Origin of the sequence: Lactococcus sp. FSL K6-0773 (assembly GCF_038006485.1) — a bacterium.
GTDB lineage: Bacteria > Bacillota > Bacilli > Lactobacillales > Streptococcaceae > Lactococcus > Lactococcus lactis.
In genome coordinates this window covers 397,269-420,194 of record NZ_JBBOVF010000001.1, presented here as the reverse complement: position 1 = coordinate 420,194, position 22,926 = coordinate 397,269, and the positions used below count along the sequence as shown (strand labels likewise).

General features: G+C 33.1%; 26 protein-coding genes, 1 tRNA gene and 1 other RNA gene. 7 read left to right on the top strand and 21 right to left on the bottom strand.

Features of this window, described 5'->3' with window-relative positions; all coding sequences use genetic code 11:
* Nucleotides 1–58 precede the first annotated feature (58 nt).
* From MHB61_RS02115 to MHB61_RS02105, 3 genes are all read right to left on the bottom strand, one after another.
* Nucleotides 59–781 carry an epoxyqueuosine reductase QueH gene (locus MHB61_RS02115; RefSeq protein ID WP_170959144.1) on the bottom strand — a complete coding sequence of 241 codons (723 nt, stop codon included), beginning with the start codon at nucleotides 779–781 and terminating at the stop codon, nucleotides 59–61.
* A gap of 220 nt (nucleotides 782–1,001) precedes the next feature.
* Nucleotides 1,002–1,571, bottom strand: a complete 570-nt coding sequence (locus MHB61_RS02110; protein WP_137016156.1) for a hypothetical protein — start codon at nucleotides 1,569–1,571, stop codon at nucleotides 1,002–1,004.
* A 140-nt stretch (nucleotides 1,572–1,711) separates the two neighbouring features.
* Entirely contained in the window at nucleotides 1,712–2,527 is an 816-nt protein-coding gene (locus MHB61_RS02105) for a hypothetical protein (protein ID WP_003132438.1), read from the bottom strand.
* 510 nt (nucleotides 2,528–3,037) lie between these two features.
* On the opposite strand from MHB61_RS02105, the gene MHB61_RS02100 reads away from it, so the two are divergent.
* The 3 genes from MHB61_RS02100 to MHB61_RS02090 all read left to right on the top strand — a co-directional run bounded on the left by MHB61_RS02100 (nucleotide 3,038) and on the right by MHB61_RS02090 (nucleotide 5,614).
* A complete protein-coding gene (locus MHB61_RS02100; protein ID WP_249351735.1) occupies nucleotides 3,038–3,433 on the top strand; it encodes a TMEM175 family protein in 396 nt (131 codons plus the stop codon).
* Nucleotides 3,434–3,521: 88 nt separating this feature from the next.
* Entirely contained in the window at nucleotides 3,522–4,469 is a 948-nt protein-coding gene (locus MHB61_RS02095) for an IS30 family transposase (RefSeq protein ID WP_003130410.1), read from the top strand.
* Between the two features lie 386 nt (nucleotides 4,470–4,855).
* A complete protein-coding gene (locus MHB61_RS02090; protein ID WP_003130487.1) occupies nucleotides 4,856–5,614 on the top strand; it encodes a TraX family protein in 759 nt (252 codons plus the stop codon).
* 65 nt (nucleotides 5,615–5,679) lie between these two features.
* Here the strand turns inward: MHB61_RS02090 and MHB61_RS02085 are convergent, their stop codons facing one another.
* The 8 genes from MHB61_RS02085 to MHB61_RS02050 all read right to left on the bottom strand — a co-directional run bounded on the left by MHB61_RS02085 (nucleotide 5,680) and on the right by MHB61_RS02050 (nucleotide 11,359).
* Complete coding sequence (locus MHB61_RS02085; RefSeq protein ID WP_003130485.1) at nucleotides 5,680–6,033, bottom strand: DUF1304 domain-containing protein; 354 nt, start codon at nucleotides 6,031–6,033, stop codon at nucleotides 5,680–5,682.
* Nucleotides 6,034–6,129: 96 nt separating this feature from the next.
* Nucleotides 6,130–6,558 (bottom strand): universal stress protein, encoded by a 429-nt coding sequence (locus tag MHB61_RS02080; protein WP_003130484.1) that lies wholly within the window; start codon nucleotides 6,556–6,558, stop codon nucleotides 6,130–6,132.
* Nucleotides 6,559–6,677: 119 nt separating this feature from the next.
* Nucleotides 6,678–6,839: a hypothetical protein gene (locus MHB61_RS02075; RefSeq protein WP_003130483.1), complete on the bottom strand. Its 162-nt coding sequence runs from the start codon at nucleotides 6,837–6,839 to the stop codon at nucleotides 6,678–6,680.
* Nucleotides 6,840–6,868: 29 nt separating this feature from the next.
* Nucleotides 6,869–7,270: an arsenate reductase (thioredoxin) gene (gene arsC / locus MHB61_RS02070; protein WP_003130481.1), complete on the bottom strand. Its 402-nt coding sequence runs from the start codon at nucleotides 7,268–7,270 to the stop codon at nucleotides 6,869–6,871.
* Nucleotides 7,271–7,473: 203 nt separating this feature from the next.
* Nucleotides 7,474–7,563 (bottom strand) — tRNA-Ser (locus MHB61_RS02065).
* Between the two features lie 1,673 nt (nucleotides 7,564–9,236).
* A complete protein-coding gene (locus MHB61_RS02060; protein ID WP_010905913.1) occupies nucleotides 9,237–9,767 on the bottom strand; it encodes a hypothetical protein in 531 nt (176 codons plus the stop codon).
* A gap of 700 nt (nucleotides 9,768–10,467) precedes the next feature.
* Nucleotides 10,468–10,826: a transfer-messenger RNA gene (gene ssrA / locus MHB61_RS02055) on the bottom strand.
* 197 nt (nucleotides 10,827–11,023) lie between these two features.
* The gene (locus MHB61_RS02050) at nucleotides 11,024–11,359 is read right to left on the bottom strand and encodes a putative DNA-binding protein (RefSeq protein ID WP_003130477.1); all 336 of its coding nucleotides are present in this window, start codon (nucleotides 11,357–11,359) and stop codon (nucleotides 11,024–11,026) included.
* A 183-nt stretch (nucleotides 11,360–11,542) separates the two neighbouring features.
* Between MHB61_RS02050 and MHB61_RS02045 the strand changes: the two genes are divergently transcribed.
* From MHB61_RS02045 to MHB61_RS02035, 3 genes are all read left to right on the top strand, one after another.
* A complete protein-coding gene (locus MHB61_RS02045) occupies nucleotides 11,543–12,253 on the top strand; it encodes a response regulator transcription factor (RefSeq protein ID WP_003130475.1) in 711 nt (236 codons plus the stop codon).
* A complete protein-coding gene (locus MHB61_RS02040; RefSeq protein WP_137016736.1) occupies nucleotides 12,243–13,796 on the top strand; it encodes a sensor histidine kinase in 1,554 nt (517 codons plus the stop codon). The genes MHB61_RS02045 and MHB61_RS02040 overlap by 11 nt, the downstream gene beginning before the upstream one ends.
* 123 nt (nucleotides 13,797–13,919) lie before the next feature.
* On the top strand, nucleotides 13,920–14,336 hold the full coding sequence (locus tag MHB61_RS02035) for a DUF4395 domain-containing protein (RefSeq protein WP_032398885.1): 417 nt from the start codon (nucleotides 13,920–13,922) through the stop codon (nucleotides 14,334–14,336).
* A gap of 7 nt (nucleotides 14,337–14,343) precedes the next feature.
* On the opposite strand, the gene MHB61_RS02030 is transcribed toward MHB61_RS02035, so the two are convergent.
* The 7 genes from MHB61_RS02030 to MHB61_RS02000 form a co-directional block, all read right to left on the bottom strand.
* Nucleotides 14,344–15,051 carry a GntR family transcriptional regulator gene (locus MHB61_RS02030; protein WP_003130471.1) on the bottom strand — a complete coding sequence of 236 codons (708 nt, stop codon included), beginning with the start codon at nucleotides 15,049–15,051 and terminating at the stop codon, nucleotides 14,344–14,346.
* Nucleotides 15,052–15,242: 191 nt separating this feature from the next.
* Nucleotides 15,243–16,295 carry a BMP family lipoprotein gene (locus MHB61_RS02025; RefSeq protein WP_003130470.1) on the bottom strand — a complete coding sequence of 351 codons (1,053 nt, stop codon included), beginning with the start codon at nucleotides 16,293–16,295 and terminating at the stop codon, nucleotides 15,243–15,245.
* A 258-nt stretch (nucleotides 16,296–16,553) separates the two neighbouring features.
* Nucleotides 16,554–16,946 carry a cytidine deaminase gene (locus tag MHB61_RS02020; RefSeq protein WP_003130469.1) on the bottom strand — a complete coding sequence of 131 codons (393 nt, stop codon included), beginning with the start codon at nucleotides 16,944–16,946 and terminating at the stop codon, nucleotides 16,554–16,556.
* Nucleotides 16,933–17,595, bottom strand: a complete 663-nt coding sequence (gene deoC, locus MHB61_RS02015) for a deoxyribose-phosphate aldolase (protein ID WP_137016733.1) — start codon at nucleotides 17,593–17,595, stop codon at nucleotides 16,933–16,935. The genes MHB61_RS02020 and deoC overlap by 14 nt, the downstream gene beginning before the upstream one ends.
* Nucleotides 17,596–17,607: 12 nt before the next feature.
* The gene (locus MHB61_RS02010) at nucleotides 17,608–17,796 is read right to left on the bottom strand and encodes a hypothetical protein (protein WP_003130467.1); all 189 of its coding nucleotides are present in this window, start codon (nucleotides 17,794–17,796) and stop codon (nucleotides 17,608–17,610) included.
* 1 nt (nucleotide 17,797) lies between these two features.
* Nucleotides 17,798–19,090 (bottom strand): pyrimidine-nucleoside phosphorylase, encoded by a 1,293-nt coding sequence (locus MHB61_RS02005; protein WP_003130466.1) that lies wholly within the window; start codon nucleotides 19,088–19,090, stop codon nucleotides 17,798–17,800.
* A gap of 30 nt (nucleotides 19,091–19,120) precedes the next feature.
* The gene (locus tag MHB61_RS02000; RefSeq protein ID WP_003130463.1) at nucleotides 19,121–19,723 is read right to left on the bottom strand and encodes a class I SAM-dependent methyltransferase; all 603 of its coding nucleotides are present in this window, start codon (nucleotides 19,721–19,723) and stop codon (nucleotides 19,121–19,123) included.
* Nucleotides 19,724–19,910: 187 nt separating this feature from the next.
* Here MHB61_RS02000 and coaA point away from each other — a divergent pair, with 187 nt between their 5' ends.
* The gene (gene coaA, locus MHB61_RS01995) at nucleotides 19,911–20,831 is read left to right on the top strand and encodes a type I pantothenate kinase (RefSeq protein ID WP_003130461.1); all 921 of its coding nucleotides are present in this window, start codon (nucleotides 19,911–19,913) and stop codon (nucleotides 20,829–20,831) included.
* A gap of 66 nt (nucleotides 20,832–20,897) precedes the next feature.
* Here coaA and psiE read toward each other — a convergent pair whose 3' ends face one another.
* The 3 genes from psiE to MHB61_RS01980 all read right to left on the bottom strand — a co-directional run bounded on the left by psiE (nucleotide 20,898) and on the right by MHB61_RS01980 (nucleotide 22,924).
* Nucleotides 20,898–21,329, bottom strand: coding sequence for a phosphate-starvation-inducible protein PsiE (gene psiE, locus MHB61_RS01990; RefSeq protein ID WP_010905975.1), 432 nt, complete (start codon nucleotides 21,327–21,329; stop codon nucleotides 20,898–20,900).
* A gap of 53 nt (nucleotides 21,330–21,382) precedes the next feature.
* Nucleotides 21,383–22,327 carry a cation diffusion facilitator family transporter gene (locus tag MHB61_RS01985; RefSeq protein WP_003130457.1) on the bottom strand — a complete coding sequence of 315 codons (945 nt, stop codon included), beginning with the start codon at nucleotides 22,325–22,327 and terminating at the stop codon, nucleotides 21,383–21,385.
* A 294-nt stretch (nucleotides 22,328–22,621) separates the two neighbouring features.
* Entirely contained in the window at nucleotides 22,622–22,924 is a 303-nt protein-coding gene (locus MHB61_RS01980) for a helix-turn-helix domain-containing protein (protein ID WP_010905976.1), read from the bottom strand.
* Nucleotides 22,925–22,926 lie beyond the last annotated feature (2 nt).

Below are 22,926 nucleotides of genomic sequence, written 5' to 3'. Positions count from 1 at the left end.
ATTAAAAATGGGCTTTTTTGTCAAGTTATTTTCTTATTTTTTAAATACAAATCTATGATTATGATTGATTTCTAATAAATTTAATAGCTTCTCGATTCTGTTCTTTTAAATCAATCCCTTGTGCTTTAGCCGCGAAAATACATCCGCAATAACATTGACGATAAACATCGTATTCTTTACACATCTCTACAGAACGTTTATAGCCATTATTCTTCTTAAAATCACTTGGAAGATAATTCACATCATAAATCTTTTGAATGTCAAGACCAATTTCATTAATTAATTGGCTATTCTTCTTTGGTGATAAAGTCAAAGCACTACCAAAATAATCAAAACCAAGTTCTAAAGCCTTCTCAGCAACTATATCCAATCGCATTTCAAAACAAGAGGTGCAACGTTTCCCACCCTCAGGTTCATTTTCTAAATGTTTTTGACGAACCATTTGTAAAAAGACATTTGGTTCATATTCGGCAGCAATAAATTGAACATTATTTCCTGTCCGTTCATTAAAATCTTTTACAAATCGTTCTTGAACCATTTTTCTTCTTGTATATTCAGTTGACGGATGAATATTTGAATTAGCAAAATAAATCGTCACATCGGCTGATTGCGTAAGGTATTCTAATGAATAAGTACTACAAGGGGCACAACAAGAATGAAGCAAAATTTTGGGACGAACAGAATCTCTTTCCCAACTTTCACGAACTTTTTGAAAAACACGATCATAATTTATTTTTTGATTAGGATTCATTTTTTCAATGATATTTAAACTATTTTCCATCATTATATCCTTAAATTCTCTCTATTTCTGTCAATTATTATATCACATTTTGAAATAAAAAATGACCTCTTTCAAGAGGTCACTATTGGTTATTATATCTGTTAAATCAAATTCTTGGAAATTTGAAAAATCTAAGAGATATTGGATAAGATAATTCTACCCATTTTCGAGTTCGCTTTCAATACCATTTATTGGTAACTTTTGTTAATCACAAAAATATCTACTCACTAAAAGAACTATTTTTTCTTCTTCTCGCTAAACTTTTTTCCAATTTTTTATTTTTACTTTTTATAAAAGCCGTAAAAGTTAAACTTGAAACCCCGGTTATTAACCAAGTTTCCCAACCATCTTTAGCATTAAATCTAGCAAATATTGAAATTTCTTTAACTATTTCTTTCCAGAATTCCGTCACTACTTCTTCCACTTCCATGTGTGAATTTGAATAAAAATGAGCACCAATTATTAATAAAAACAAAATACCCCAACCAATTATATAAGACCAATTCTTTTTCATCAAAATAATCGGACGCTGATATTTATCCTCTTTTCCCTCATCTTTAAATTCAACTTTTGAAGCTTGTAGCCATCCCACCAAAAATGATAAAAAGAGTAATATAATAGCCACCATTATATTTTCTTCACTCCAAGTCATCGTGATAAAAAACATCAGCGTTGAATACAAAGACAAAATAATTAATTCAAGTCTGCTAACTTTTTCAAATTCGAACGAATGTTTTGATAACCTAAAAGCCAAATAAAATAATAGGATATAAGATCCAATTTTTAACATAAATACTCCTTCTGCATTCTATATTATATTATAAAATTCAAAATGATTCTCAAACTTTTGAATGATTTTCATAAAAAAATGACCTTAAACAAATTCCTGATAAGATCAAAAATTGTTTAGATCATTTTAAAAACTGTCATTTATTGAACCATGGAAGTATCCATATAAACTTTAGATATAATTCTGTAACCAGTCTCACTATTTACATCTTTAATCTCTAAATTACCATCAGAATTAATTCTAAATTCGTTAATTAATGTTCTGTTAGCATTATCGGCACCCCCATTAGCGGAAGGTGTATAATCGATTTTAAAAGCCTTCACATTTGCGATACTATCATCAGTAGCTGTTTCTAAATCATAAATCACATCAATCCCAGGTTTCAACCCCTTTTGTTCAAATAAAACATCTTGAACAGCTACTGCCCACATATTTATTTGATTCGTTGTTAATTGATTCTGTTTAATTTCTGGAAAACTTTGTGATACAACTTTCATTCCCGGATAATGTTCAAAGTCAATCGCTTCAAGTTCTCCTGAGCTATTAACTTTATAAGAGTTAACGGAATCAATTTGTGTCGCAGTATAATCTATTTTTGCTTGATACAAATTATTATCACTTTTAGAAACAGTAATTCGAAGAGGATGAGTATCTTGCATTTGATTGCTCTGCGTGATTGGTACCCATTGCTCAAATTGATTTTCAGTTAAATTCTTTGTGTCCACACTCAACTGACTTTGAGTTGTTTCTTCTTGACTGCTACTTGATGATTGGCTGCTTGAACTTTTCTGACTTTCTTTTATTTCACTGGTTTTTGAAGTCATTTCCTTTTTTGAGCTACTTTTTAAACTAGAAGTATTTGTCTTTACTCCACCAATAATTAAAACCGCCACCGCTCCAATAGCAGTAAATTGCCTTTTTGTTAACTTTTCATCTGATACTCCTCCTAAAATCATTCTAGCTTAAATTAATCTAAAAATCTATTATTTAGATATATTTCTTTGTATTCTTTTCACAATCTAAAACAGAATCTGCTCCATTTAGCCAAACTTATGAATTCAATCAAGGAAAAATTATCATTAATTTTAATGATGAAGCAAATAAAATTAATGACATTCATATAATTGACACTAATAGCACATCTCGTTTATAGCCAAATTAGATCTAAATAACTTTACAGAATCATCTGTACTCACCTATTTTAAAGCTTTCTTTGGTGCAGACGCAGAAAACTATAGTTTCCTTCCTGATAAAGATGGAGATACTTGCATAATTAGTGTAATTTCCAATAAAATACTTGCAAATGGTGGAAGTGGAACAGTGGGATTTTATTAAGTTTTGCCAGATGGGTCTTTCTATCTAGTCACTCGTGATTCAACTAACAACACTATATAAGATATCAATAAAAAGATAATAAGCTCTTTCTATAACAGAGTTTATTAGCTTTTTTTGCTATAATTATAAGCATGAATAAAAGCAGAATAGAGGCGCTTACTGACGGAATATTTGCCGTAGTAATGACCCTAACAGTTTTAGAATTTAAAGTTCCAGAAGATGGAAATCTTTTTTCACCAAATGTATTACTTATGCTCCTTATTTATATCACTACTTTTGTTGCCCTTGATTCCATTTGGAACTCACTGCACCATGTAATGACTTTTATCAAATCAAATAAAATTGATGAGTTAATTCTCTGGTCTAATCATTGGATTCTACTTATTGTTTGTCTCTTTCCCTTTTCAACTGTTGCACACGCAGAACATACGAACTCTTTGACTGCAAGTTTAGCCTATGTTTCAACCTATTTAATTCCTTGGATTAGTTTGATTGTTTTCAGTCAAATAATTTATCGCAAATTGTAAAATGAAGTTAGCCACCTTGAGTCAAGCAAAAAACATCTGAATCTCTTATACTAGAAGTTCGACCAAATAGTATAAAAAGGAAATTCAGATGCAAGACTATTCTATCACAAGCCAGAGCAAAGGGAAACACCTGACCAATCAAGACCGTTTAAACATTGAACGTTGGCACAATAAAGAAGGACTGAGCAACCGTGAGATTGCGCGCTTATTGAATAAAGCTCATGGGACGATTGACAGAGAGATGAAGCGAGGGGAAATCCAGCTCAAGCGGAAGGTAAAATACTCTGCTAAAAAGGCTCAAGAAAATTATGAAGGATTGAGGGCTCACAGTGTTCGTCCGAGTAAACTCACGACTGAGATTGATTGTTATGTGAGTACACGTCTTAAAGAAGACAAGGACTCTTTGGAAGTCATTCATCAGGCTCTAAAAGGAGTTTCTCTGAGCAGCCTCTACAATTGGGTCAACTGGGGCTGGTTAGAAGCCAAGCGTCATCATCTTTTCTATCCGCAGTATAAGGCGGCAAAGAAAATCAAACCTCGTGCGCCAAAGCATCCTTTTGGCAAGTCTATTGAAGAACGGCCTGAGTTCATTAACAATCGCTTAGAAGTGGGGCATTACGAGATTGACACGGTCATTCTTACGAGAGCTAAGAACAAGGTGCTTTTGACGCTCACAGAGCGAAAATACCGCACGGAGATCATTCGCTTGATTGATGGGAAAACAGCACAGGCGGTCAATGATGAGCTGGTGGAACTTCAAAAAAGTTATGACTTCAAATCCATTACCCCTGACAATGGCCATGAATTTGCAAGGCTCTCTGAGGTCGTAAGCTGTCCAGTTTACTATGCACACGCCTACGCGAGCTTTGAGCGAGGGACGAATGAAAACCATAACCGAATGATTCGTAGGCATCTGCCAAAAGGCACAACAAAGACGACCCCTGAAGAAGTCGCCGCTATCGAGTATTGGATGAACCATTATCCAAGAAAAATGTTCAACTATAAGAGTTCATATGAGATGAGCTTGGCTGGCTAACTTGGACTTGCAATTTGCGGTCAAATAATTTATAAACAATACAATGGGAGTGCTACTCTTCGAAAGAGAAATCTGGAAAGAATTAAAATCTTTCTAGTCTTTTTACTACCTGGAGCTCTGATATCACTTGTTTGGTTGTACGCTCTGCCAATAGTGACTATTTTAATGGCAATAAATTGGGGAAGACATAGCAATTTTGATTAAGCGTCTAAACAACGCTTTTTTTATTACCGTTTTGCGATTTATAGATTTCTTGACTCCAAACAATTTATTTCTGAAATATAAATGAGTATTTCCTCAAAACTGACCTTACATAAACGTAAGTTATACCTTCTATTTTCCATATTAAAATAGATAAGTAAAATATATTTTTGTGAGGTACTTTTTTGAAACAACGTTTTGGTTTATCTGGCTATCAACTTAAAATAATAGCAATCATCTTCATGCTACTTGACCATATTTACCTAGAAGTTCTTCTAGGACTTCCTGGGATACCCGATTTTTCTATCTTAGATATGGCATCCCGATTCGTCTCTCCTCTCTTCTTTTTTCTAATGATTGAAGGGTTCTTTTATACCCGAAGTCGAAAAAAATATCTAACACGCCTTCTAGTTGCTGGAGCAGTCATGGCTCTCGGAAATTTAGTCATACATTATCTCATGAATGTCTCCATAAGCTTTTTTACCATCCTTAATCCAAATATCTTTCTGAGTTTAGCCTGTGGTTTTGGTGCTGTATGGCTCCTTGATACTATTATAGAAAAGAAGAAAATATTGCTGATTTTTCCGCTCATTTTCGTTTCAGCTCTTTCAATATTTACAGAAGCAAGTTTAGTTGCTCTAATCCTTCCATATTTAATGTACGCATCACGTAAAAGTGGAAAAGATTGGATTCTTTATATTGGTACACTACTTTTATCAATCTTATTTCTTCTACAGGCCTTTTCTTTTGACACTTCCATGTCGCTTTGGCAAAGTATTTCTCTTAACCCAGAATTCCTAATCATCACCGTTCTTCCTTTTATTTACCTATACAATGGCAAAAAGGGTGGTCGCTCTTCAACCTTTGAAAAATATTTTTTCTATGGTTTTTATCCAATTCATATCTGGATTTTATTTATTATTGGTCACTTACTAAACCACTAAATAAATTTGAAATAAAAAAACGCTAATCGCAGCGTTTTTTATCCTTAAAGAAGTTAATTTTAGGTTCAAAGCGATAGCAAAAGAACTATTAAAGTTACAAGTGCCGGTAAAGCTTGAACAAATAATATTTTTTTCGTCACTGTCAAAGCACCATAGATTCCAATTAAGATGACAAAAAGCATCGCAATAATAAAAACGATAGTAGTTGCATTCATTATGGCTAGTACTATAATCATCAAACCAAAACCAAGGTTATAAATCCCTTGGTTGGAGAGCGCAACCTGTAATGTCTTATTTTTTAATTCAGATTCATCAAAACCAAAAGCGTCAGCTTGTAACTTTATTCCTCCAAACATCTCAATAAATCCAAACAATAAATGCTCTATTCCTACAATAATTATTAAAATAAGTGATATCATAAATTTCTCCTCAACTAGATTATATCAGTATAAATTAGATATAAAAAATAAAAAGACCTATCACTAACGATAGGTCTTTTTATTATAAACTGATTCTTATCCTTGAACGATAGTTACACCACAAGGTGCATGATTGACAACATAATTCGTCGTAGATCCTGCAAGTAATCTATCAAACGCTCCTGCTCCTGTTGCCCCCATGACAATTAAATCAATATCGTTTTCCTTAGCATATTGAACAATTTCTCGTTTTGGAGAACCCGATAAAATTTGCGTTTTAAATTTAGATTCTGCTGGAATAATAGAGCCTACTTTGAGTAAAATATCATTTGCCAACTTATCCAATCCTGGAGTCTCAACAATACCATAGTTAGCAATGCCATAATATCGCACTAAATCTTTAACGGTCAATACAATTAACTCCGCTTCAGACCATTGCGCTAACATTACTCCTTCTCGAACCGCATTATAAGCTTGGTCAGAACCATCGACAGGAACTAATATTTTTTTATACTGTTTCGCCATAATAATACCTCCACCTATTCTTATAATTTTATTATAATACTATCACTAACAAAATGAAAGCGATAAACATTATATAATAAATGAAAATAAAAAACTGACCGAAATCAGTTAAAACTTATTTATTTTTTATATGCTTTAAGTTCTTCTTCTTTAAAATACAATTGTTGACTTCCGTTAAACCTAACTAAGATTCCTGCTTTGTTTTCAGCGATTACTGTACCGATAATTCCTTTATATCTTGTTTCTGGTAAATTTACTAATTGTCCGATTTTATACTTCATTTTTACTCCTTTTTAATAGATAAAATAAATCATTTTTCAATCATTTTAACTTTTTCTTTTATTAAATCTCTTGTTTTTCTAAACTCAGCCAAAATTTCTGTTTCTGACCCTATCGCACAAGCAGGGTCTTGTAAGTCCCAGTGTTCGTGATTAACTCCTTTAGGAATCATCGGACATTTATCAAGAGCATCTCCACATAAAGTAATTATCAAATCACATTCATTAAAATAATCTAAATCAATTAGCTCAGATTTCTGAGAAGAAATATCTATTCCCTCTTCTGCCATTACTTTAACTGCACGGGGATTTAAACCATGCGTTTCTATCTCTGCGGACCGAACCTCCCACCCTTCCAAATTTTTATGCCCATAACCTTCGGCAATTTGAGAACGACAAGAGTTACCTGTACAAAGAAAATATACTTTTTTCATAATAATACTCCACTTATTTTTATTAACATATTATATAATAATTTATATTTTTTCTCTTAGTTGACAGTTGACTATTCCATCTTTCAACGATGAGAAGGCGAGGGGCAATAATAACATGAAAAACCCACCATTGGCGGGCCATTTAAAGAAATCTTCATATAGGAAGATGATGGATAAGATAACCAATATACATTGGCTGTCTAAGGAGGATGTGGGATTCGAACCCACGCACGCCTTTACATGCCTGACGGTTTTCAAGACCGTTCCCTTCAGCCAGGCTTGGGTAATCCTCCATTGATTAATAAAGTATATCGTTTTTATCTATTGTTACAAAAACAAACCAATTAGGCACCCAATACAATACAAAGAAATTTTATCTGTACATAAAAATCTTTTGACCTCCTATTTTCAATCGGTAAACCTTTAGCTAATATTCTGCAGCTGGCGAAAATTTACGGCTAAAGAAGCTCAATATGCAGTAAATAATTTTCCAGCATAAAATAGCTACTTCTAAATTTTGTGATTAAAGATATATTTAATTCAAAAAAAATAAAACTCCTTATTGTAATGAGGAGTTTTTAATATATTTATCTAATACTCTGTAGATTTTTACTATCAAATTCTTAGGCTCCTCTTCTATCATATCAGCTTTTCCCATGAACCAGTTTTTACTAATCGAGATAATTTTTTATTTTAAGTTTATCATTCGTTCACTGTGGAACCCTAATATCAAATTATGAGCGTAAGGAATGCTATTATTAGTTAATAATAGGTAATAATAGGTAATAATATTAGTGCTAAAATATTTTTTAGTTTAATAAAGCTAGTCGAGTTAGTTTTATTGTTACTCATTTACTGGCCTCTCATTCTTAGTAAGTTTAAGTTTTTTTGTTAGCTTTTGTTAACGACAAAATATTTTATCTAGTGTTATAATAATCATGGCCAAAGAAAACTATTTTATTGACTATATTTGCTATTTACACATTATCTTTTTATAATCAGAATCCGGCCAATTTTGAAATAATTTCTTCTACTATTTTGTTGTCTAGTAGAGGTTTTTTATTTTCTTCATCAATATATTGTGAACTAAATTTATATTTTGATGACTAGTATTTGAATTTCCCTATCCTTCTTATAATTCCAATTATTTTGTAATTACAATGCTTAAAAAATCTCAATCAATAAATTAGAAATAGTGTCTAAGAAGATGTATCATATCATACTAATTTTATAAAACTTATTATTCGTTTAAGCTAAAATTGATAGAATTATAATGTACCATTCTAAAATATAGAAATCATGATTTATTTTTAACTTAAAAGATCTGGTACACATCAATTCCACTAGTTTTTAAAATTCTAGCGGTTTTTTTATAAAAAAGCGTCTAAAGTGATAGGCGACTGGAATAAATTCATTACACACTTCTTTTCTTAATGAATAATAAAAAGACGTCTAATTAATTTAAACGTCTTGCTACACACTGAAATATCTTATAGAATAAATTACTTTATAAGACAGAAATTGGTGTATAGATAATTCAATTATATGAAGTTGTATAGATATTTTCAAGTAAAATGGTCGATTATAAAAATAAAAATGGCAGCAGATGACTGACATTATATTCAGAATTTTAATTTTATTTAGATTAAATCAAACTTTGTAGGTATAATTTTATCTGTTCATTTTTACTTATTTATTGTTGTTTTAATATGAATTAGTGTATTTCATAGGTAACACGGAATAAACTGCACAGAAATATTGGTGAAGTACAGCAGCTATATTTGATTATAGCAAGTATAAGCCCAATTATTCTCGTACTTTTTGTTTACACGATGATATCTAATAAATCGCTAGATAACTTAACTTGCACAATCATTTGAATATTAGTTATTGCTTTCGCCACATTGTTATAAAAAAAATAAAATAAAACCCTGACCGAAGTCAGGGTTATTTTTAATAATTTTTTTTATTTAGTATAAGCGTTAAATGCTATTCCTTCATTTTTCCAGCCGGCTTTTATCAAAGAATCTCTTTCAAAAGAGCTCATTGTAAAGTGATGCGAACCTACTTTTGCATTTGGATTATAAAGACGATAAACAGGGACTCCAGTATTCGCTTTAGCAACTGGGAATCTAAATGCTGTTCCATCATTATTCCACCCAATAGAAAGAAGGCTAGCAGCTTCAAAATCACTTGTTGTATAATGGTGGTCACCTGCATTCGGGTTATATAAACGTTGCACAACTGGATATCCTGAGTATGGAGGTTCAGTTAATGGGATATAAAATGCGACTCCTTCAGATTTCCATCCCGCTTTTTCTAAAGTTAGAACCTCCCAACCAGCAGGTGTAAGTAAATGTTCACCTGAATTTGGATTATAAACTCTATATAATCTTTCGTGAAGTGGATCTGTATCTGCAGAAACTTGGTGTGCATTAATAACCCCTCCCATTATAAATGCCATTGCTGCTAAAATTACTAAACCTATTTTTTTCATAATATCCTCCTAGACATCACATTTATATATAAATAAAACAAGAATCCTCAAAAATATTGTGAGTCCTTTAAGAATTCAACGATTAGAGTATATCACTTTAAGCTAAGCATTACAAAAACAAACCCATTTCGTAACCAAACCAATACAAAAACTCAAAAGCCGTACATAAAAAGCACCACAGGTGGTGCTTGGAAGTATTTCTGAAAGAATTTCTTTTGAATAAATTCTTTATAGATTTTTTTTATAAGAACCAAAATAATATCACGATAAAAACTATACTCGTTACTTTTAAAGTAATCTTTTCCATTTGTTTTAATTCATCAAATTTCGGTTTAAGATATTCAAAGAAAAAAACATTGAACCTATCAGAATTGATGCATTTAGTCACATTCATGCTAGCTTACTTTTTGATTCAGGTATGACTTTTAAACAAGTTTAATATAGATTAGGATATTCTGATTAAAAAACTACTATTAATGTTTATAAGCATATCACAGAATTCACTAAAAATAATATCGGAGATAAATTCTCTGCATACATCGACTTTTAACTAGCTAAAAATAGCTAGTTTTTTATATTTTTTTGGGTCTGCTTTTGGGTCTACCTTTTTTTGTATTTTAACTATCTACAACTATTTCCAAGAAACAAAAACCGCTCTATTGAGCGATTTCTAATACTATTGGATTCTATAAAATCCATTCAATGGAGGCGAGGGGAGTCGAACCCCTGTCCAAACACCTTGCTACATCAACGTCTACAACCATAGGACTTTCTCAAATTTAACAAAATGCCAAAGCCAGTCTCAAACAGCGACATTTTGCGGGGCTTTAAATCTCTTTTGCTGCGTCAAGCCTCCACAACAACGTATCTGACTAAAAGTTTAGGCCGTCAAATTGCCATCAGTGAGCAAAAATCAGGCACGCATGGTGCTGTTTAGGCTGCCATTGCGTAAGTTTGTGTATTATTTTTAGCAGTTATATTTATCTGCGGATGATTATCCTGATCCCTCAGCAGTTGCAGTTCATGCGCGACAATGCCTGTCGAATCCGTAACGCCCCCAAATTTAAGGAGATACCTACTGATTATTCTGTCAGTAATTCTTTGAACCTTGAAGTCTAATTATAGCATATTTTAACTTTTCTGTCAGTAAAATTTCATTAAAGTATGTATTTTATATGAGAAAGGTGAGCTGACAGATTCCTTTATCATTTGATTCAAAGCTGTCAGTAATAAAAAAATTTCTGTCAGTAAATTCTTTAAAACTCTTCTTCATCAATTTGTTGAATTTCTTGTAGTTTAGTGATTAAATATTGGTCAGTTGAATATTTTTTCATTAGCTCTTCTAACAATTGATTACGAACCACATAATTACTAAAAAGGTGTAATTTTTCTTCGTAGCTTTCAAGTACTTTTTCTGTTCTCTTGATATTGTCATAAACAGCTTGACGACTGATATTAAATTCTTCAGCAATCTCTGCCAAACTATAATCATCGGCATAATAAAGTTCAATGTAATTCATTTGTTTATCAGTCAAGAGTGTCGCATAAAACTCAAAAAGAGTATTCATTCGATTCGTTTTTTCGATTTCCATAAGCTCTATTATAACAAAATTTATATCATTTTTTATGTTTATTCATTATTTTCTAATTGATGATTTAAAATAATAAAATGTAATTTTTTTATCTTTATCAAAGTCTAAGTATCCATTATTTTTTTAGCTAAAAATAATAATTTATTCTATACAAAACTCCCTGTTTTCGTTATAATTAAAAGTATGAAAAAAATTTTAATTGCTGATGATGATCGGGCAATTTTGACCCTTTTATCTTATAATTTTCGGCAAAATGATTACGAAGTAACTATTGTATCAGACGGGAAAAAAGCTTATGACAAAGCTCGTAAAAATCCCTTTGATTTACTTCTACTTGATTTAATGATGCCCGAATATTCCGGAATTGAAGTCACCCAAAAACTTCGTAAAGAAGATAATTTTACACCAATTTTAATTTTAACTGCTCGAGATGATGATGAAATGAAACTGACAGGGCTGTCAGCAGGTTCTGATGAGTATTTAGATAAAACGACTCCAATGAAAGAAATCATTGTCAGAGCCGATGCGCTCATTCGCAGAAATCAAATGTATAACCAAGCACCATCCGAAACTGTCAGTGAAGCTTTAGATGAAAGACCTTCATCATTAGTTACTGACAGATTGGTCATTGATTTTATAAAAAAAGAAGTCACTTTTGACGAAAAAGTTTTAGATTTAACCAAACGAGAATTTGAAATCCTTGAACTCTTAGCTAAAAGAGAGGGAAAAATTGTCAGTCGTGAAGAACTCCTGCAACATTTTTGGGGAATTTCAGACACTGCTGAAACCCGCACCATTGATGTGCTCATTTCTAAAATTCGTAAAAAATTAAATAATCATTATATCAAAACAAAACGAGGATTCGGATACTATTTTGAAGAAAATGAAACTTAAACACATCATGCTTATGACGGTCCTATATATTATTGCGACCTTAAGTCTGGTGATTCTATCGAACCAAAATATCTTAGAAAATGATACAAATCGAGTATTAAAAACAATAGATAAAATACAACTCTTTTTAGAAAAACATCCTGATAATCCTCTGCCAGATAATTTTGAACATCTTCCAAAGAATACAGTAAATTCGGATACTAAAAAAATTAAAAAGGGTGCGACTTACGCACGTAGTTTAGATTCTCAAGAAATAACCGTGACCAGTCCCATATTTAGCGAGGGTCAAATTAACGGTTATCTAAAGGTTACAGAAAATCGTACCTCTACTTTCTTTACAGATTTTGCCATTATCATTTTTGCAATTTTATTTTACTTGGCTGTCGCCATCCAAGTTTTACGTTCTGCTCAGAGAGCTTATGTTTTTCGAGAAAATACCGTTGCTAAAATTAAAAATATCGAGCGCAGCCCATTGACTCAAAGCTATTTGATGAATGAGAACGACGATAAAATTACAACTGAGCTCAATAAATTGGGCGAAAAAATTCAGAAACAAGCGCTCTCTCATACTGAAAAGAAAGAAAATCTCTACGAATTTATTGAATTTTTCCAATTTCCGATTTTCATTTATAATAATAAAGGAAAAATTCGTCGGACCAATGCTTCTTTCAAAAATGAATTTTCAGATACTGAAAATCTAGATATTTTCAGCCCCTATGCTGATTTCTTAAATTTTCTTGTTGATAAAATTTTACATCCTGATATTCAAGAAAAACTTTTCTATTTTGAAAAACTTGGGGCTTATTATCAAGTCCGTATCACTCCTTTACCTGATTTGGACAGTCGATTTATGGTGACTATGATGGATGTTAGCTCTTATCGTCGAACAGTGGATGCCCACAATGCTTTTATTGCTAACGTTTCTCATGAATTAAAAACTCCCCTTACTTCTATCAAAGGCTTCGCTGAACTTCTGGAAACAGATTCAATTTCAAGTTCTGACACAAAAAATTTCGCATCTATTATCAATAAAGAAAGTTCACGCCTGATGAATTTAGTTCAGGATACACTGCTTTTGACCAAACAAAATCATCGAATTGATAAAAAGAAAATTAATCTTACAACTTTGATACAAAATATTCTCCAAAGCTCAGGACCACAAATTAATGAAAAATCACTTCATTTAGAATCCCAAATTGAAGAAATCACTTTTAAAACCAACGAACCAATGGTTCACAGCATTTTTGAGAATTTGATTGAAAATGCAATTAAATACACTCCAGCAAATGGACAAATTTTTATCAGCTTACATCTTGAACAAAATAAAGTTATCTTCAGTGTAACTGACAATGGTCCTGGTCTTAGTGAAATTCAAAAAGAGCGAATTTTCGACCGCTTCTACCGGGTTGATGAAAGTCGTGCAGAAGTTAGTGGAACAGGCTTAGGACTTGCTATCGTTGAGAAAAATGTTCAAGAGCTTCACGGAACAATTGACGTTGTATCCATTCTTGGAAAAGGGACAACTTTCACCGTCAATCTTTAATCGAAGCCTTCAACAAATTTACTTATCAAATTAAAAAAATCTTATAACCAAAACTCTCCAATTAAGATAAAATCAATTTATCAAGATTGGAGAGTTTTTATAGCTAAATAGACATTTCAGGGCATTCCTCGCCCACTCGTTCGTACTAATCAAACTTTTATTGTTCTCAGTGTTATTTTGGCAGTTGTCACTCACTTCTATTGGATTCTCCTACTTCCTATTCTCGCTGGACTATCTGGCATTCTTTTCGAGAGAAATTTTATTATATTAATCGCCAAAAGATTTCTAAAAAAGAAAACTTCAGAATACGTGCTCGAAGATAAATCAGACCTTCGCTTCAATCAGATTATCGCTACTGTTCTATTAAGTGCTAGTTTGATTTCCTCAATCACTAATCATCCTATCTTAGCAATAATCTTTGCAGCTTTTGTTTTTCTAGCCGCTTCTATTGCTTTAAGTGGTTTTTGTATAGGATGTTGGATTCATTTTCAACTTCGTCAGTACAAATATCGTCGGCAAGCAAAAAAAGGACTTCACTAAGTCCTTTTTATCTTTCCAAATAAAATTCAAAACGGTCACCAACATATTGAGATAAGACATATTCAAAAGCTGTACCATCTGTTAAATAAGAAACCTGAGTTAAACCAAGAATAGCAGCTCCAACTCTTGTTTTTAAATACTCTGAAACCTCTGTACTGACTCTTTTAGCTGAAACAATCTGTTCACTACGACCAATCACATGTCCGTGACTTTCTAAAGTTTTAAAGAAGTTACTAGTAATTTCTTTTTTATCAAAAGATTTGACCAATTTGAAAGGAATGCTTGCCACTTCATAACAAATTGGAACATTATCCGCATAACGAATCCGCTCCATTCGGATGATGGAATCCTTTTTGGTGATATTTAGTTTTTCACATTCAACCTCATTTGGCGCCGTTCTAATATAACTCAAAACTTCTGTTGAAGGAACTTTACCTTGTGAGCTGATAATTTCTGTAAAGGAAGTTGTTCCACGCATTTTTTCGCGAACACGTCGGCTAGCAACATAAGTTCCAGAACCCACACGACGGTCAAGAATTCCTTCATCAACCAAAGCTGTTACCGCTTGTCTTGCTGTCATTCGACTGACAGTAAAACGCTCGGCCAAATCACGTTCGCTTGGAAGACGTTGTCCAATTTTCCAGATGCCTTTTTCAACTTCATCTTTTAAGGCATCATGTATTTTTACATAATTCGGTACTGATTTTCTTGCCATAGTTCCCCCTAACTAAATAATAACAATATATACCACTTTAATATCTGTCTACCATTATATCACAGTTCATATGACTTACAAATAAAGAACATTTAAAATAATCGCAAATCTTATCTTCTATTAGCTTTTAATTTATAAAAAAAGAATTAGTTAATATAACTAACTCTATTTTATCTTTTATCAGTATTCAATTATTTTGAAGGAACAGTGATTTTTCCATCAATAATATCTGCTTTTGCTTTAGCAACTGCATCTTTGATTTCTGAATTTGCACTGTCAAGTCCTAAGTTAACCCCACCATTTTTAAGGTCATAAGTAACGATTGTTCCACCAGGGAATTTACCATCTTTAGTCTTGTCAGCGATATCTTTTACAACATTACCAACTTCTTTGATTGTTGATACAAGTACAAAGTTAGAATCTTTACCGTCTTTAGATTTGTATTTTCCAAGATATTCTTGGTCTTGGTCAACACCGATAACCCAAACTTTGTCAGCCTCATTTTTAGTTGAGTTCAATGCTTTAGCTTCACTGAAGACACCAGTTCCTACACCACCAGCACATTGATAAACTACGTCATCACCAGCACCGTACATAGCTGCAGCAATTGTTTTACCCTTGGCCGCGTCAGAGAAAGATCCCGCATATTGAACATCAACTTTAATATCTGGGTTTACAGATTTAGCTCCAGCTTCATAACCTTTTTCAAAACGTGTAATAACATCTGATTGCATTCCACCGATGAAACCAATTTTGTTAGTCTTAGTTGCTTTTGCGGCAGCTACACCAGCAAGGTAGGCACTTTCGTTATCAGCAAAAGTTGCTGATGCCACATTTTTTTGGTCTTTGATGACTGAGTCAACGATTACAAAGTTAGATTTAGGATTATTTTTTGCTGCAGCTGATGTTGCATCTTGTAAAGAGAATCCGGTACCAAACAAAAGTTTGTAGCCTTGTTGTTCCGCAGAGTTATAGTTAGTTGTATAATCTGAAGCAGAGTTAGATTGGAAATAAGTGTATCCTGTACCTTTTTTCAGGTTATTTTCTTTCCCCCAGCTTTGAAGACCTTCCCAAGCGGATTGGTTAAATGAACGGTCGTTTACACCACCGGTTTCGGTGACGATTGCTGCTTTAAGGTCAGTTTTTGCTTTACCTGATCCGGCTGCGTCATGTGAACGGCATCCTGCAAGGACTGCGACTGATGCAAGTGCGAGAGCACTAACTGCGATTACACGTTTTTTCATGGAAAGGGTATCCTCCGAGTTTTGTTTGACTAAATATAGCTTAAGTCTATTTTAAGATATATTTAGCCTTTTTGCAAGTCCAAATAAGCTGAATATCCCTTTTTCTCGCTAAATGTTCGGAAATAACCTATCAATTACTAAGAATTATTCATATTTATCAGTAATTACCATTTTTACATTTTTTAAAAGAAAAAAGATAAAGCGCTTACTTTAGTTACAAATTAATATGCTACCTGTTGATAGCATATCAATTTTATTTTAATCAAGATTTTTGAAAGAATATGGTAAAAGTTCCTCAACTGAAGTTTCTTTTACATTATCATTTTTAGAAATCAAAAAAACTGGCATATCTGCTGGACAAAATTCTGCAATAACTTGTCTACAAGCACCACAAGGGCTAATTGGTTCTTCTGTTTCTCCGAATACATAAAGAGCATCAAAATCTTTCAGGCCTTCTGATATTGCTTTAAAAATAGCTGTTCGTTCAGCACAATTAGAAAGTCCAAAACTAGCATTTTCAATATTACAACCTGTGATAATTCGACCATCAGTTGTATGAAAAGCTGCTCCTACAGGAAAATGAGAGTAAGGAACATATGCCAAACTCGCCGCTTCGCGTGCGGCAGCAATCATTTTTTTAGTAGTTGTCATTTGAAGTCAGACCTTCCATAATTGCAACACCAGCCGAAACACCAAGACGTGTTGCACCAGCATCAATCATTGCTTTTACTTCTTCAAGATTATGAACTCCACCAGAAGCCTTAACTCCCATATCTGGGCCAACCGTTTGACGCATTAATTTTACATCATGAACAGTCGCTCCACCTGTTGAGAAACCTGTTGAAGTTTTGACAAAATCAGCACCAACTGCTTTAGCAATTTGGCAAGCTTTAATCTTTTCATCGTCAGTTAAAAGGCTTGTTTCAATGATAACTTTAAGAAGTTTATCACCTTTTACTGCGTTGACAGCTGCGATATCTGACTCAACAAGATTCCAATCCTTAGATTTGGCTGCGCCAATATTAATGACCATGTCAATTTCATCAGCACCATTTTCAATAGCGTTTTTAGCTTCAAAAGCTTTGAGTTCAGAAGTATTAGCACCTAAAGGAAAACCAATTACTGTACATACTTTAACGTCTGAGTCTTTAAGTTCTTGACTGGCATAACTTACCCATGTTGGGTTAATACAAACGCTCATGAAATCATATTTTTTTGCTTCATCAATTATTTGTTGAACTTTAGATTTTGGAGCATCGGCTTTAAGAATAGTATGGTCAATATATTTATTAATTTGCATTTTATGTTCTTTCTATTTTTTTAATCTTAAGTAAATTATTCCAACGATGAGATAGACTACAACGAAGATAATGATAAAAGCAATAAGTTGAATAAGCCAACCAAAATTTTGTAAGTACAATTTGGTCGCTGCTCCAGCCAAAGCTGACAAGATAACTTGCAGGGCCATAACAGGTGTTGGGATTTTTAAATCATTTTTCATCTTATCTGATAATTTCTAGAATTTCTTTTTGATGAACTTGTTGATCACTAATGACCAAACTGTCATTAAATTCAGCAACTAATTCGTCAGGAATTTCGCGGTTGGAATAAAGCTGAGCAATGACTTCACCGGCACTCACCTTATCTCCTACCTTTTTCGTCAGAGTAACACCTGCTTCAAAATCAATATCATCAGTCTTAGTTGCACGTCCTGCTCCTAATTTCATAGCAAGAAGACCAATTCCTAAGGCTTTTTCTTCACTAATAAATCCTGATTTATCTGCTTTAATTTCCACTTGATATTTTACTTGAAGAGGAGCTGTCAAATAGTCAAAGGCAGTTGGGTCACCACCTTGGGCCTTGACCATTTCAACAAATTTTCCGTAAGCTAAACCATTAGTAAAATGCTCTAAAATTTCAGGAATTGATTTTTCAAGTCCCGCAAGTTGCAGCATAATTTGGGCAAGTTCCGCAATAAATTCTTGGAATTCCTTTGGCGCTTTTCCTTGTAGAGTATGAACTGCTTCAGTCATTTCATTTCGATTTCCGATAGCAAAACCAAGAGGCTGACTCATATTTGTGATGACAGCGACGGTTTCTCGTCCTATGGATTTACCAAGGTCAACCATTGTTTGAGCGAGAAGGCGAGCATCTTCAACTGACTTCATAAAAGCCCCATCTCCTACAGTTACATCTAGTAGAATGGCGTCAGAGCCTGCGGCAATTTTTTTGGACATGACAGAACTAGCAATTAGAGGAATAATATCAACAGTTGCTGTGACATCTCGAAGAGCATAGAGTAATTTATCGGCTTTAACAAGTTCATCGGATTGCCCAATTATGGCAATTCCTGTTTCTTTGACCTGATCAATAAATTCTTTTTCCGTTTTTTCAAATTTGAAGCCAGGAATTGACTCCAATTTGTCCAAAGTTCCTCCCGTATGTCCAAGCCCACGACCAGACATTTTCGCAACAGGAACCCCAAATGACGCTACAAGCGGAGCTAAAATAAGTGTTACTTTATCGCCCACTCCACCAGTAGAATGTTTATCAACCTTGATTCCGGAAATATCAGTCAAATCAAATTCTTTTCCTGAATGAACCATTGCCATCGTGAGATAAGCAGTTTCTACTGTTGTCATCCCTTTAAAATAAATTGCCATCGCAAGTGCTGACATTTGATAGTCTGGCACGATTCCTTTGACATAATTTTCAATCATCCAATCGATTTCAGCTTGGCTAAATTCACCACTATCTCTTTTCTTTTGAATGAGATCAACCATCCGATAGGTCATAGGCTCCTCCTCGTTTTATCTTATCAATAATTATATATTTTTATAACTTCTTAAAATAAAGTATCCTTTATCTCTGGCTACAAGCTGACAATTACCAAATACTTCTTCCATTTTCTTTTGAGCAGACGGGGCACCCTGTTTCTTTTGGATAACAATCGTCAAATGCCCTCCATCATTTAAGTGACCAAAAGCACCAGCTAAAATTTCATGGACCACTTCTTTACCGGCCCTAATTGGCGGATTTGAGATAATCGCATCATATTTTTCACTGACAGACTCATAAATATTTGAAAGTTCAATTTTACTATTACTGACAGCATTGTCAATCGCGTTTTGACGGCATAAATCAAGTGCCCGACTATTCACATCAACCATTGTCACACCTAAATCAAACTTTTTAGCTAAGGTTAACCCTAATGTTCCATAACCACACCCAACATCTAAAAGACTTTTTGCACTTTCAGGTTGATAGTTTTCTAATAAAACACGAGAACCATAATCAATTCCATTTTTTGAAAAGACACCACGATCTGTTTTAAAACGCATTGACTGACCTAACAATTCAACTGTTAAGGTCTGGAAGTCATGCGATAAATCTTGATTGTCTTCATAATACATATTTGTTTTAACCATTAATTTTATTTTAACATAAAAGCCCTTTTTTATCTTAAAAAAATTTTTAGAACTTCTACTTATTTTGTAATCTCTTACACTTTTACTGACAGAAGTGTAAAAATCTTGTCAGTAACTTATTTAATACGCTTACAGATTTATTAGTTTTTTTACCTTGATAAGCCAAAAATATGATAAAATATTTTTCATGAATGAATTCATTAATTTTGACGAAATTAGCCGAAAAACATGGCAAAATCTTTATAATACTTCGATTGCTCCCTTAACTCATGATGAGTTAGAGTCAATCCGCTCACTCAATGATGAAATCAGCTTACAAGATGTGGAGGACGTCTATTTACCACTGATTCATCTTCTTCGCTTATATAAAAAAAATTTAGAAGACATGAGTTACTCTAAAGGACTTTTCCTACAAAAAATTGTCAAAACTCCCCCACTCATCATTGGGATTTCCGGCTCAGTCGCCGTTGGAAAATCAACGACTGCAAGACTTCTCCAGCTTCTCCTTTCACGTGCCTTTCCAAAATTAACCGTTGATTTAGTGACAACCGACGGATTTTTGTACACGACTAATGATTTAAAAAATATGGGGATTCTCGACCGCAAAGGTTTTCCCGAAAGCTATGATATGGAAAAATTAACAAGTTTTCTTTATCACGTCAAAAATGGTGAAAAATTTGAAGTTCCGATTTACTCACATGAAACTTACGATATTTTGCCTAACCAAAGTCAAATCATTGACAGCCCTGATATTCTTATTGTAGAAGGAATTAATGTGCTTCAAAATCCACAAAATCAACTACTTTATATCAGTGATTTTTACGATTTTTCAATTTATGTCGATGCTGACGAAAAACTCATTGAAAAATGGTACCTCGAACGTTTTGACAGCCTTTTAAAACTAGCTAAATATGACCAGACAAACTTCTATCATCAATTTACAAAAATGCCAGAAGATAAAGTAATCAATCTAGCCCGTGAAATATGGGCACGTGTCAATCGTGTCAATCTCAGAGAATATATTGAGCCCACAAGAAATCGGGCAGAAATTATTCTCCACAAAACAGAAAATCACTATATTGACAAAATTTACCTGAAAAAATTCTAAAAAAATACTGACAAATCTGTCAGTATTTTTTGTCTTCAATTTTACTGACAGAACTGTCAGACAAGATTAGAAATAATCTGCTGTATCATCATTTGGAAAAACAAATTTCTTTAAGACAAAGACACCAATAATTAATATCAGAATAGCACTAGCAATCAATAATACTCCAACTAATCGTTCATGATAGGTTAACAACAGTCGAATCAGTGAAGTAATCCCGAGTGATAAGAGGAAAATTAATGACACATGTCCTTTATTTCTCAATGAAGTGATAATCAAAGTTAAAAATTCAAAGAAGATAAAGAAGGAGAGAATACTTTCCAAAATATCATAATAATGAACCTCACTCTCAGAAAGAAAAGCAAGTAAAACAAGATTATAAACTTCTCTAAATAGAAAATAAACCATCAAAAGCCCTACTACCATAAGCAACATAAAACTAATTTTCGATAATAGATTAGCAAATTTCAGTTCAATATGATTAAAAAAATTTTTCATAGGCACTCTCCTTCTTGTCTCATCTTTAAAATATTTCTGTCAGTAAATTAGGCTTATAAATCTGAAGATTGGACATAGCCCTGAACGAATTCGTCAATTTCAATATAAATATAGCACTTCTTATCACTAATTTTTTTTCTGATTTCCGCTTCAATTTGATTAATAATTTCATAATCTTCTAAAACAAGCTTACTCACCAAATCAATTTTTGCAGCAATCAAAATCTCTGTTGGGCCAAGGTGAACCGTTTTAACATTAATTACTCGTTCTACTTCAGGACGATCAAAAGCTGTCAAAATCTTTTCTAAATCACTATCTGTCACACGTTCACCAACAATTAAACTATAAAATTCTCTTGTCAAGAAAATCGCTGCTGCCATAAGCAAGAACCCAATCAACAACCCACTAATTGCATCAAAAATAGGATTGCCTGTCACCATCGTCAAGACAGTTCCTAAAAGCGCTAAAAGCAAACCAATAATTGCGCATAAATCCTCAGCAAAAATAACTAAAATTTCACTGTGACGACTTTCATGCAAAAACTTAAAGATTGGTAATTTTTCTGTATTCAATTCGCTAATTTCTTTAAAAGCCACTCTTAATGATGAACCTTCAATTGCCATGCCAATCAACAAGATTCCAATAACAATGCCCGCATTTTCAACACTGTGTGCTGGGTGAACCAACTTATCATAGGCCTCCATTACACCAATGACACCCCCACCAAAAAAGAGGAATGTTGCCACTATCATACTAAAGAAATATTTTGCCCTAGCTTCGCCAAATTGATGGAGATTAGTGCTCGCTTGTCTTGAACGACGGTCGCCAAACAAAAGTAAAATCTGATTCCCACAATCTACGACTGAGTGAATACTTTCATTAAGCATCGCTGCTGAGCCAGATAAACCAAATCCAATAAACTTACTGATTGCAACCAGAACATTAGCCCCAAGTGCCGCAAAAACCGCAAACATCCCTGAAGATTTTTTCTCTTCCATAACTCTCTCATTTCCTATTCAATCTATCTTAATTATAACATAAGCCCTTATTTAAGATTTAATTTGTAACTTTTAAGTCAAAAATAAAGAAAACTAAAAGGCTCTTCCTACAAAGAAAGAACCTTCAAGAGAATAAATCATCAAAACCTATCCTCAATACTATGTAAGAAAAGAAGTTAAATGAATTCCACTAATGAAACTTCACTCAACTAAAACAATAATACAACATTTACAAAAAAGTGTCAATCCCTTAACGTAAATATTTTAGTGAAAAATTAATCTAAACGTTTCTTATTATTTTTGACCTTCTAAAATCAAGATTTCAAGTTCCTTTTTCTCACGATCCAATTTTTCTAAACGGTAAGCTAAACTATTTTTATTGTCTTTTTCTTCGATTCCTAACAAAAATTCAATTGATACATTAAAATAATTTGCCATTTCAAAAACACGACCAACACTCGGTTTTTTCTTATACTTATAATTTTTCAAAGTATTCCGAGGATAACCAAGTTCCCGCTCTACTTGATTAAAAGATTTATGAGCATCTTTAATCAACAACTTTAATCTTGAGTAAACAAATAAATATTCATGTTCCATAA

Bases quoted from the DNA above. Each gene is read 5' to 3' on its own strand.
- deoC (WP_137016733.1), bottom strand. From the start codon at position 17,595: ATGCAAATTAATAAATATATTGACCATACTATTCTTAAAGCCGATGCT.
- arsC (WP_003130481.1), bottom strand. From the start codon at position 7,270: ATGAAAAAAGTATATTTTCTTTGTACAGGTAACTCTTGTCGTTCTCAA.
- MHB61_RS01985 (WP_003130457.1), bottom strand. From the start codon at position 22,327: ATGGAAGAGAAAAAATCTTCAGGGATGTTTGCGGTTTTTGCGGCACTT.
- MHB61_RS02045 (WP_003130475.1), top strand. From the start codon at position 11,543: ATGAAAAAAATTTTAATTGCTGATGATGATCGGGCAATTTTGACCCTT.
- MHB61_RS02010 (WP_003130467.1), bottom strand. From the start codon at position 17,796: ATGAAAAATGATTTAAAAATCCCAACACCTGTTATGGCCCTGCAAGTT.
- coaA (WP_003130461.1), top strand. From the start codon at position 19,911: ATGAATGAATTCATTAATTTTGACGAAATTAGCCGAAAAACATGGCAA.
- MHB61_RS02000 (WP_003130463.1), bottom strand. From the start codon at position 19,723: ATGGTTAAAACAAATATGTATTATGAAGACAATCAAGATTTATCGCAT.
- MHB61_RS02040 (WP_137016736.1), top strand. From the start codon at position 12,243: ATGAAACTTAAACACATCATGCTTATGACGGTCCTATATATTATTGCG.
- MHB61_RS02030 (WP_003130471.1), bottom strand. From the start codon at position 15,051: ATGGCAAGAAAATCAGTACCGAATTATGTAAAAATACATGATGCCTTA.
- MHB61_RS01980 (WP_010905976.1), bottom strand. From the start codon at position 22,924: ATGGAACATGAATATTTATTTGTTTACTCAAGATTAAAGTTGTTGATT.
- MHB61_RS02080 (WP_003130484.1), bottom strand. From the start codon at position 6,558: ATGGCGAAACAGTATAAAAAAATATTAGTTCCTGTCGATGGTTCTGAC.
- MHB61_RS02005 (WP_003130466.1), bottom strand. From the start codon at position 19,090: ATGACCTATCGGATGGTTGATCTCATTCAAAAGAAAAGAGATAGTGGT.
- MHB61_RS02050 (WP_003130477.1), bottom strand. From the start codon at position 11,359: ATGGAAATCGAAAAAACGAATCGAATGAATACTCTTTTTGAGTTTTAT.
- MHB61_RS02075 (WP_003130483.1), bottom strand. From the start codon at position 6,839: ATGAAGTATAAAATCGGACAATTAGTAAATTTACCAGAAACAAGATAT.
- MHB61_RS02085 (WP_003130485.1), bottom strand. From the start codon at position 6,033: ATGATATCACTTATTTTAATAATTATTGTAGGAATAGAGCATTTATTG.
- MHB61_RS02110 (WP_137016156.1), bottom strand. From the start codon at position 1,571: ATGTTAAAAATTGGATCTTATATCCTATTATTTTATTTGGCTTTTAGG.
- psiE (WP_010905975.1), bottom strand. From the start codon at position 21,329: ATGAAAAATTTTTTTAATCATATTGAACTGAAATTTGCTAATCTATTA.
- MHB61_RS02060 (WP_010905913.1), bottom strand. From the start codon at position 9,767: ATGAAAAAAATAGGTTTAGTAATTTTAGCAGCAATGGCATTTATAATG.
- MHB61_RS02100 (WP_249351735.1), top strand. From the start codon at position 3,038: ATGAATAAAAGCAGAATAGAGGCGCTTACTGACGGAATATTTGCCGTA.
- MHB61_RS02025 (WP_003130470.1), bottom strand. From the start codon at position 16,295: ATGAAAAAACGTGTAATCGCAGTTAGTGCTCTCGCACTTGCATCAGTC.
- MHB61_RS02115 (WP_170959144.1), bottom strand. From the start codon at position 781: ATGGAAAATAGTTTAAATATCATTGAAAAAATGAATCCTAATCAAAAA.
- MHB61_RS02095 (WP_003130410.1), top strand. From the start codon at position 3,522: ATGCAAGACTATTCTATCACAAGCCAGAGCAAAGGGAAACACCTGACC.
- MHB61_RS02105 (WP_003132438.1), bottom strand. From the start codon at position 2,527: ATGATTTTAGGAGGAGTATCAGATGAAAAGTTAACAAAAAGGCAATTT.
- MHB61_RS02020 (WP_003130469.1), bottom strand. From the start codon at position 16,946: ATGACAACTACTAAAAAAATGATTGCTGCCGCACGCGAAGCGGCGAGT.